Annotated in this window: 9 protein-coding genes and 1 pseudogene; 7 read left to right on the forward strand and 3 right to left on the reverse strand. The window is 60.8% G+C overall.

What is annotated here, in order from left to right:
- Window positions 1-4: 4 nt before the first annotated feature.
- Together VGL01_RS23020 and VGL01_RS23025 are read right to left on the reverse strand one after the other, a co-directional pair.
- Entirely contained in the window at window positions 5-868 is an 864-nt protein-coding gene (locus tag VGL01_RS23020) for a class I SAM-dependent methyltransferase (protein WP_331573494.1), read from the reverse strand.
- 95 nt (window positions 869-963) lie between these two features.
- Entirely contained in the window at window positions 964-1857 is an 894-nt protein-coding gene (locus tag VGL01_RS23025; protein ID WP_331573496.1) for an NAD(P)/FAD-dependent oxidoreductase, read from the reverse strand.
- 147 nt (window positions 1858-2004) lie between these two features.
- Between VGL01_RS23025 and VGL01_RS23030 the strand changes: the two genes are divergently transcribed.
- The 7 genes from VGL01_RS23030 (at window position 2005) to VGL01_RS23060 (ending at window position 9343) form a co-directional block, all read left to right on the forward strand.
- On the forward strand, window positions 2005-2637 hold the full coding sequence (locus tag VGL01_RS23030) for a TetR/AcrR family transcriptional regulator (RefSeq protein WP_331573498.1): 633 nt from the start codon (window positions 2005-2007) through the stop codon (window positions 2635-2637).
- Window positions 2638-3000: 363 nt separating this feature from the next.
- A complete protein-coding gene (locus tag VGL01_RS23035; RefSeq protein ID WP_331573500.1) occupies window positions 3001-3483 on the forward strand; it encodes a hypothetical protein in 483 nt (160 codons plus the stop codon).
- Window positions 3484-3704: 221 nt separating this feature from the next.
- Window positions 3705-3872, forward strand: coding sequence for a hypothetical protein (locus VGL01_RS23040; RefSeq protein ID WP_331573502.1), 168 nt, complete (start codon window positions 3705-3707; stop codon window positions 3870-3872).
- 1203 nt (window positions 3873-5075) lie between these two features.
- Complete coding sequence (locus VGL01_RS23045) at window positions 5076-5795, forward strand: FadR/GntR family transcriptional regulator (RefSeq protein WP_331573504.1); 720 nt, start codon at window positions 5076-5078, stop codon at window positions 5793-5795.
- A gap of 104 nt (window positions 5796-5899) precedes the next feature.
- Window positions 5900-6667 carry an SDR family oxidoreductase gene (locus VGL01_RS23050; RefSeq protein WP_331573506.1) on the forward strand — a complete coding sequence of 256 codons (768 nt, stop codon included), beginning with the start codon at window positions 5900-5902 and terminating at the stop codon, window positions 6665-6667.
- 83 nt (window positions 6668-6750) lie between these two features.
- The gene (locus VGL01_RS23055; protein ID WP_331573508.1) at window positions 6751-8043 is read left to right on the forward strand and encodes an MFS transporter; all 1293 of its coding nucleotides are present in this window, start codon (window positions 6751-6753) and stop codon (window positions 8041-8043) included.
- A gap of 52 nt (window positions 8044-8095) precedes the next feature.
- The gene (locus VGL01_RS23060; RefSeq protein ID WP_331573510.1) at window positions 8096-9343 is read left to right on the forward strand and encodes an enolase C-terminal domain-like protein; all 1248 of its coding nucleotides are present in this window, start codon (window positions 8096-8098) and stop codon (window positions 9341-9343) included.
- 104 nt (window positions 9344-9447) lie between these two features.
- Here VGL01_RS23060 and VGL01_RS23065 read toward each other — a convergent pair.
- Window positions 9448-9622: pseudogene (locus VGL01_RS23065) on the reverse strand (YnfA family protein); the annotation flags it as partial.

A 9622-nucleotide genomic window follows, 5' to 3' on the forward strand; every position in this document is an offset into this window, starting at 1 on the left:
CCTGTCAGCTTGCCGGATTGCGTGCCATGACGATCCACGCAGCGCCGTTGATCATCACTGACCGCTCGCCGGGAAGGCTCGCAAAGGCGGCACGAACTGCGGCCGAGGCGCGGGCGCGGATGTCGTCGGGCTGATCAGCGAGCACACGCGACAGCGGGCCGACCTCGAGCGTCATCTTCACCGCGTCGTCGATCGCAGCGTCCCGCGTCCCGCCCTCGCCGAACGGGACGGCCGCGTCGAAGGGCGAGATAGCGATATCGGTAAAGCCGGCCGTCGTCAGGATGCGTGCCACGCGTTCCCGGTCGCCGAACGAAAACGGGCCGGGCGCTTGGGGATCGGGCAGCGCGCTCGGCGGGAGGATGCCCTTGAGCGCGCCCACCGGCAGGCGCATCCAATCGTTCTCGGCCGCACCGCGCCAGCAAACGAAAGCGACCCGCCCGCCCGGCCGGAGCGCGCGTCGCATATGGGTGAACGCCGCTGTCGGATCGTCGAAGAACATCACGCCGAAACGCGAGAACAGGATGTCAAACGCCCCTTCCGGCAGCTCTGCGCTGCTGGCGTCGGCCACCTGAAACAGAACCGGCGTATCGGGTCGCGCAAGCGCGCGCGCTCGGTCAATCAGCGGTTCCGATATGTCCACGCCCAGCACGTGGGCCGCCGCGCCGACGCGGGCGGCCAGAGCCAGACTCGATGCGCCCGCGCCGCAGCCGATGTCCAGCACGCGCTCGCCCGTCGCGGGCGCGGCGGCTTCTATCGCGGCCTGGCCGAACACCCCAACCAGAGCGTCGAGCCGCGCCTGGTTGGCGACCCAGCGCTCCCCGCTTTGACCATTCCAGTCACCCACGTGATCAGCACTTTGCTTTGCCATGTCATCTCCTCGACTCGACGATCCGTCCTTCGCCGCGCCGATCTGCGCCAACCTTTTCGAAGGCGACGGCGCAACAAGAGAGGGAATCTGTGCTCTCAAACAACCATCGACTGCTGGGCGAAGATACCCGCCATTGCGCCCTGCGAGGATGCCTGGGTGACCGAGGGCAAGAAGGGCGTGGCGAGGTCGCCGGCGGCGTAGATGCCGGGCATGCTGGTTTGGCGGCGCTCGTCGACTTTGAGGACGATGCCGGTGGGCGTATCGACCGTGGCGAGGCCCAGTGATTCATGCAGGCTGGCGGACGGCTTGTTGCGCGGATGGGCGAACAGGACGTCGACCGCGACGTTGCGACCGGTATCGAGATTGACGGTGATGATATGGCCCTTCTGATGAGCGATCTCAACGATCCGGCCATCGACAAGAGGTATGTTGCGGCGCGCCAGATCGGCCTGGATATCGGGCGCAATGTCATGACCATCGGCGAAGACAGTCAACTTGTCAGTCCAATCGCGGAACAGCCTGGCCGACTGGTACGACTGCGGGCTGGACCAGACGAGGCCCCAATGCTGGCCGGCGACTTCAAAGCCGTCGCAATAGGGGCAGGGCACGATGGACGTGCCCCAGCTTTCGGCAAAGCCCGGAACATCAGGCATCTGGTCGGTGACGCCATAGCTCAGTATCAGGCGGTGCGCCCTCAAGCTTTCGTGATCGTCAGTGACGACGCAGAAATTGTCGATGGCGCCAGACACGCTCTCGGCCCGGGCATTGACGAGGCTGATCGTTGGATAGCGCGCCAGCTGCTGCCGCGCCTCGACCAGGATGTCCAGCGGCGGCTTGTGATCGTGGCCGAGCAGGCCATGCGAGTGGCCAGCAAAGCGGTTGCGCGGCCGGCCCGTATCGAGAACGGTGACCTTGCGGCGGGCACGGCCGAGTTGAAGGGCGGCGGCGAGGCCGGCAAAGCTGCCGCCGATGATGATGACGTCATTCATGGTGATGGGCTCCGTGTTGTGGATGAGGGGTGGGCCGGGGGCACCGGATCTGGACAACCGGTTGAAACCTGCCCTTTGGCTTGCACATTGAGATACTAAGTGGTATCGTATTAACGTATTTCAATACTGTCAAGTACCGGAATTGTCGTGACCGAAAATAGCCAGGGCCGGCGCGGCCGGCCCGCCAACGAAGCGCTTCGCCAAACGATCGTCGACGCGGCCTGCGAACTCTTTGTGGAATTGGGGTTTCAAGCGACGACCATGGACAAGGTCGCGCAGCGGGCGAAGATATCCAAGCTGAGCATCTATCGGCACTTCGAGAACAAGGAGGCGCTGTTCAACGCGGCCATGGTGGCCCGCTGCGATCAATTTGCACCGCAGGCCCTTTCCGAAGACGTTGACGGTTCGGCCGAAGATCAGCTGGTGGCGGTCGGCTCCTCCCTGCTTCGCACGCTATTGAGCCCGGACGTCCGCAGTGTCGAAGCCATGGTTTTGGCCGACAAGACGAATCAAAAGGCGTTAAGCAAGCTCCATTACGAAGCCGGGCCGGCCCATGTCATCGCCCACATCGAGGCCGTGTTGCGTCAGTTGCACGAGAAAGGGCTGCTGAACGTACCCGATGCTCTGCTGTCCGCACGCTTGTTTGCCGCGCTTTTCAAAGGGGCCGATCTCCTGCTGATCGCACGCTTCGATGAGGCGAGAGCAGAGGACGACAACGAAATCGAATCCTATTGCCGGTCGGCCGTCGCCATGTTTATCGCCGCGCACGGTGGCATCTGAAGGTGCGCTATCGCGCCGATGAAGAACGCGCAGCAATTGCATACGCTGTTCTCCCCGAGCAACCTATGGATGATGCGTGGACGAGACTGATGGGCTAGGCTCATTGCATGAGCGCAAAAGCCGCCCGCGCGGGCAGGCAGAGGCCGCTTTACACACGATAACGGTCGCTACTGCTGCCTGAGTGGAACGACAGAGAAGGGTCGACTGCCGCCGGCCGTATCGGGCAGCAGTCGGCCATGAGCGGACAGTCGACACTGCGGCCAAGATTGGTGACAATCTCACCGAAGACCATGTGGGGGCTGAATCACCCACAGAACATGATCACGAAACGCACAAAATTTTGATCGTCCTCGGGGGGCCACATTGAATCTGTTCAGCATGTTTTCGCGCTATTTCTGGGTGCTAAGCTTGGTCGTGACGGCATTTAACTATTTATCGAGCGAGCGAGTCGCAGCGGCGTCGGGATCGGGGAGTCCGCAAGCAAGCGATGAAGCAAGGGTGCTGCGCAGGCAGTTGGCTCTCGTATCGGCCCTCCCTTGGGTAGTAATGGGAGTTGGAATAGTTGCGGGGGAAGTGCCGGATGTTTGGCATTACTTTCGACCGCAGGACCAGAATCCGTATGTATTGACGTGGTACTGCAGCATCTTTTTCGTCGCCGTCTTGTTTGCATGGTGGGTTTTCTGCCGCGACGGTGCGGTGAAGACCGTTAAGTACCAATTGTTCAAAACGCGCTCGGGCTTAATGCATACGGTCGGAAGGGTCAAGTTTTTCGCAGTGCTCGGACCGATCTGGATAGCGCTGTGGATCGCAATGGTCGTTTCGATGAACGTTCACGTTCCGCATTGATGCAGCGCCAGATCTTGCCGAGAACTGGCCAAGTCGAGCAGCGATAGGGACTGGGAACGGCCACAAGCAGTCAGTCGACGTGCACGTCCAGATCGTCGACAATCAAGTTCCACCATTGGACACTAGGCGTCGCACGACATATGGATTTCACCTTCCGGCCGCGATGGAAAGAAGAGCTTGTTTGCTCGAGTTCACTTGGCGAATTGATTCTCGAAATGCCGATGGGAGTTCCCTCCATCTATCTGCCAACAGAAGCGGTGTGGCAAGCCTCTGCACCCGACTGGGCGCGACCGTACTGGAGCTCGATTCACACGCAACTGAAAGCGTGGTGCGCACTCCATGACTTTCCCCTCTTCGTGGACGATACGGCAAGCGTATTCACCCAGTAGCGTCGTATAGCGAACTCGCGACCCAGTCAGGTTCTTGCGCCAGTGGCGTAGAGATGGTCGACGCAGTATGCGCTACCGATCAACTGGTTCTTCTCGCAGCCATTCCACATGCACTTTGCAGCCGCATTCTCTCCACGCGACTGAGCAAGATACGCCTTGCGCAGTGCCTCGTCTGAAGCATTCCAGCCTTCCGCATCTGCGACCTTTACCGCGAGCTGAATCTGATACTTGTCCCATTCATCAATAGCCCATAGTTGTCCACACGTGGGGCAGCACAAAAGCGCCCTCCAAAGTGCAGCGTCCACATGTTTGAAGCTGGGAAATAATGTCCGCAAATTCCCACCAACCCTGTGTATTGCAGGCTGGTCGTGGCAATCGCAATTCATGTTCTTACCGTAGTCGGTCATCGCCGAAAAACGATGGCGGCGATGGCACTGATTAGGTCGTCAACCCTTGCCAATTCCGCCTCGGAAATCTCTGTTCGACAGTCGGCTCGCAGTGCCCGTAATGCTTCGTGAAGATCACCCCAATCGTCCGTCAGACCGCTTGATAGCGGCCATGCGCGAAGCAAGTGGCGCAAGGGACGGGCGGCACGACGGTCGCACCAAATGTCGAACAGTTCGGAGCACCCTGAGTTAATGCCGTCTGGAGACATTGATTTGTATTCGTCTGAGAACGTGTGCGGCGGGGCAAGGTCTGCGCCTGACTATTACGCAAACGGTGCCCAAGTCCCTGGGCGCGGTCAGCATTACCCTCTGGTGTCCCTTGCGGGGTGTCCATCCGCCCACCGCAGCGTCATTATATCGGCATCGTAGAACAAGCCAAATGGTTGGAATGTCCGTCGCTGAATGGAAAATTTGTTGTCGGCGACCGTCTGTTATCGAGAGCGCTGACTGTCCGTAACGGGTCGACTCCGGTCCGTTGTCATGGGCCGGGTTCGGCCAGTTTCCTTCGTTCGCGCGCGTGAGAAGACGGTCATTCAGCCATGAACGACCGGTTTTAACCCTGTCGGCCACGAACCGCCACATGGCTTTCCGGACTGGCAAGTCACGCCTTGAATCGAACGGGACGCACCCGGTCGAGCGCGCTTCCACCGCAAGCCGGCAAAACCACCCTACCGTGGCCTCGGGTCAACCCGAATTGCAGCAGATGATCCGTGCCTCTATCCTTTTACATCATACGTATGATCTAGAAGGGGCATTCATGGCGACTCTGCATCGGCAGGTTCTGAATCGCATGGGCGAGAAGATTTGCTCCGGCCAGTTCGCACCGGGCGACGTCCTCCCGGCCGAGGACGTACTAGCCGAACAGATGCAGGTGAGCCGCATCACGATCCGCGAGACGGTCAAATCGCTGTCCGCCAAGGGCATGCTGCAAGTGCGCCGCCGCTACGGCACGGTCGTGCTGCCGCGCTCGCAATGGCAGTTGTTCGATCCTGACGTCATCACTTGGCGCGCACGCGCCGGCGCGGTCGATGAGGGGCTGATCCAGGATCTGATGGAACTGCGTCTGATCATCGAGCCCAACGCAGCACGGCTCGCCGCGAAGCGCGCGACCGACGAGGATCGTATCGCGGTCCGGCGCGCCTACCGGGCGATGGAGCGTGCGGTCGCCGGCCACGGCGAATACGTGCCCGCCGATCTCGCGTTTCACGGTGCGATTCTCACCGCGTGTCACAACCAGTTCGTCCAGCAGATGCAGAACGCGCTGTCGTCCATCTTGCAGACGAGCTTCGAACTCAGTTCGGAGATCGCGGGCGGTCCGGCCCGTTCGCTGCCGATGCATGAAGCGCTTTGCATCGCCATCGAAAAAGGCGATCAGGCCGCAGCGGAAGAAGCAGTGCTCACGCTCATCAAGCGAGCCGAACAGGACTTCGAAGATCGCGCGGCACTGAATCACGCCAACACCGACAAGCCCGTCTGACGCGTTAGCCAGTGGATTCGATATCGACATCATCGCGGCTGGAGAACCGGTCGCGAGGGGCGCACTCGCGCCTCGCTTCCGGCCATCTAGAGGAATACAAGCAAATGACTTCATTATTCGACCTTAGCGGCCGCACGGCGCTCGTCACCGGTTCGGCGCGCGGCATCGGCTTCGCGCTCGCCGAGGGGCTCGCGACGGCAGGCGCGCGAGTGATTCTGAACGGAACGCAGGTCGATACGATCGCCGCCGCGGTAGGCCGGCTCGCCGGCAAAGGGTTCGACGCGCAAGGACGCGCGTTCGACGTGACCGACGAACAGGCCGTCACCGATGCATTCGCGCAGTGGGACCAGGACGGCGTGCAGATCGACATCGTCGTCAACAACGCCGGCATTCAGTTTCGCAAGCCGCTCGTCGAACTCGAGCTGGGCGATTGGCGGCGCGTCATCGACACCAATCTGACCAGCGCATTCATCGTCGCGAAACAAGCCGCGCGACGCATGATCGCGCGCGGCACGGGCGGCAAGATCATCAATATCGGCTCGCTCACGAGCGAAGCCGCGCGTGCAACGGTGGGCGCGTACACGGCGGCCAAGGGCGGCATCAAGATGCTCACTCGCGCAATGAGCGCCGAATGGGCGTCGTCGAACATTCAGGCGAACGCGATCGGTCCGGGCTACATCCTGACCGACATGAACAAGCCGCTCGTCGAGAACGCGACGTTCGACGCATGGGTCAAGAGCAGCAATCCTACGCAACGCTGGGGCAAGCCGGAGGAACTCGTCGGCACTGCCGTGTACCTCGCGTCGGCGGCATCGAGCTATGTGAACGGCCAGATCATCTATGTCGACGGCGGCTGGCTCGCCGTTCTTTGAAAGCAGGTTCGCGCGGGGAATACCAAAACAACAGGCGTCCCGCGCGAAAAGGAATCGTCCTCGCGCCCCTATCCGGAGACATCATGGAAAGCGTCAAACCCGTAGCAACCCAAAGATGGTGGTACTTGATGCCCATCATCTTCATCACCTACAGTCTCGCGTACCTCGACCGCGCCAACTACGGCTTCGCCGCGGCGGCCGGGATCGACAAGGACCTCGGCATCACGCACGGCACGTCATCGCTGATCGGCTCGCTGTTCTTTCTCGGCTACTGCCTGTTCCAGGTACCCGGTGCGATCTACGCGCAGCGCAACAGCGTGAAGAAGCTCATCTTCTTCAGTCTGATCCTGTGGGGCATGTGCGCCGCGGCGACCGGAATGGTTAGCAACATTCCGATGCTGATGGTGCTGCGCTTCGTGCTCGGCGTGGTGGAGGCCGCAGTGATGCCATCGATGCTGATGTACATCAGCCGCTGGTTCACGCGTACCGAGCGCTCGCGCGCGAATACGTTCCTGATTCTCGGCAATCCAGTGACGGTGCTGTGGATGTCGGTGGTGTCGGGCTATCTGGTACACAGCTTCGGCTGGCGCGAAATGTTCGTCATCGAAGGGCTGCCGGCGCTTGCATGGGCGGTGGTCTGGTGGTTCACGGTTAAGGATCGCCCTGCCGACGCGCCGTGGATGACCGACGCGGAAAAGACCGAACTCGACGCGCGCCTGAAGGCGGAGCAGGCCCACATCGCACCGGTGCGCGACTACAAGGCGGCATTCCGTTCGTCTGTGGTGCTGAAGTGCTGCGCGATTCACGCCCTCTGGAGCGTCGGCGTCTATGGCTTCATCATGTGGCTGCCGTCAATTCTCAAGGCCGCATCGACGATCGACATCGTGTCGGTCGGCTGGCTCACCGCAGTTCCTTATCTCGCCGCGATCATTCTGATGCTGCTCATGTCATGGCTGTCGGACAAAACGCGCAACCGCAAAATGTTCGTTTGGCCTCTGCTGCTCGTCGGGACCATTGCACTCGTGGCCTCGTACATGGTCGGCGGATCGAACTTCTGGCTCTCGTTCGCATTGCTTGTCCTTGCTGGCGCAACGATGTATGCGCCGTACGGCCCGTTCTTCGCGCTCGTGCCGGAACTCATTCCGAGCAACGTGCTCGGTGGCGCAATCGGTTTCATCAACGCAAGCGGCGCGCTGGGCGCGTTTCTCGGCTCGTGGGTGGTCGGGTATCTGAACGGCGCGACCGGCAGCCCTTCTGCATCGTATATCTTCATGGCGGCTGCGCTGCTGCTGTCGGTCATCCTGATGATCACGGTCCCCGCGCGTTCCGGGCAGCGCTCGGCAGACGACCAACCTCTCTCACTGCGCCGGATCTGACGTACCACATGATTCGGTTTCGATTCATTGAATCGATTTTGGCAGACAAGAAATGGCAACCCTCATTACCGATGTAAAGGTCATCCTGACCGCACCGGAAGGCATCAACCTGATCGTCGTCAAGGTCGAGACCAACCAACCCGGCCTGTATGGTCTCGGATGCGCGACGTTCGCCTACCGGCACGTCGCAGTCAAATGTCTCATCGACGAGTATCTGCGGCCGCTGCTGATCGGACGCAATGCCGAGGCGATCGAGGAACTCTGGCAACTGATGCACCAGAACGCCTACTGGCGCAACGGTCCGATTGAAAACAACGCGATTTCGGGCATCGACATGGCGTTGTGGGACATCAAGGGCAAGATGGCGAACATGCCCCTCTATCAGCTTTTCGGGGGCAAGTGCCGCGAAGGCGTGCCTGTTTATCGGCATGCGGATGGCCGCGATTTAGGCGAGTTGTACGAGAACATCCAGCAGTATCGCGAGCAAGGCATCACGCACATCCGCTGCCAAAGCGGCGGCTACGGCGGCGACTGTTACGGCAAGGCGCCGGCGAGCGCGCCGCAACGTGCCGCGGATGGCGTGTACCTCGACAGCAAAAAATACATGCGCGAAACGCTCAAGTTGTTCGATGGCGTTCGCAACAAGGTCGGCTTTGATGTCGCGCTGTGTCACGACGTGCATGAACGCCTGAAGCCGGTCGAAGCCATTCGCTTCGCGCGCGAACTCGAGCAGTACGATCTGTTCTTTCTCGAAGATGCAATCGCGCTCGAAGAGGGCGAATGGATCCGTCAGTTGCGGGAGAAGACGACTACACCACTGGCTCAGGGCGAGCTTTTCAACAATCCGTATGAATGGCGCTTTCTGATCACCGAGCGGTTGATCGACTTCATTCGCGTTCACCTGAGCCAGATCGGAGGTATCACCGCGGGGCGCAAGCTGCAGATTTTTGCCGAGCAGTTCGGCGTCAGGACCGCGTGGCACGGTCCGGGCGACATGTCGCCACTGGCGCACGCGGCAAATATCCATATCGATCTCGCATCGCGCAATTTCGGCGTGCAGGAATGGTCCGGCACTGAGCCGCCCAACTTCGTGATTCAGGAACTCAAGGGGCCGAGGGCGGCATTGCTGGAAGTATTCCCCGGCCTTCCCGAATTCAGGAACGGGCACGTTTACGCGAACGACAAATCGGGCCTTGGCGTGGACTTCGATGAAGCCGAGGCAGCGAAATATCCCTGCGAAAACACGGTGATCACTTGGACGCAGACGCGGCTGAAGGATGGAACGCTACAGACTCCGTAAGACAGTCGATTCGCTTCGGGACCGGCCGCAGCGCCGCGCCGCCGTCCCCGCCCCGTTCATGGCAGCGCGAAGACAAAGTGCGCTCGGTCCTGCAAACAACAAGATCAGCGCGGTTGAAATGCGATGATCGCCATCCCGAGTAGCGAGAATGCCACGCCGGCCAAGTCCCAGGCCGTGGGACGCATTCCATCGACGAGCCAGAGCCAGATCAACGCGATCGAGATATAGACTCCGCCATAGGCCGCATAGACGCGGCCCGCAGCGCTTGGATGCAGCGTC

Source organism: Trinickia sp., assembly GCF_036503415.1.
GTDB lineage: Bacteria > Pseudomonadota > Gammaproteobacteria > Burkholderiales > Burkholderiaceae > Trinickia.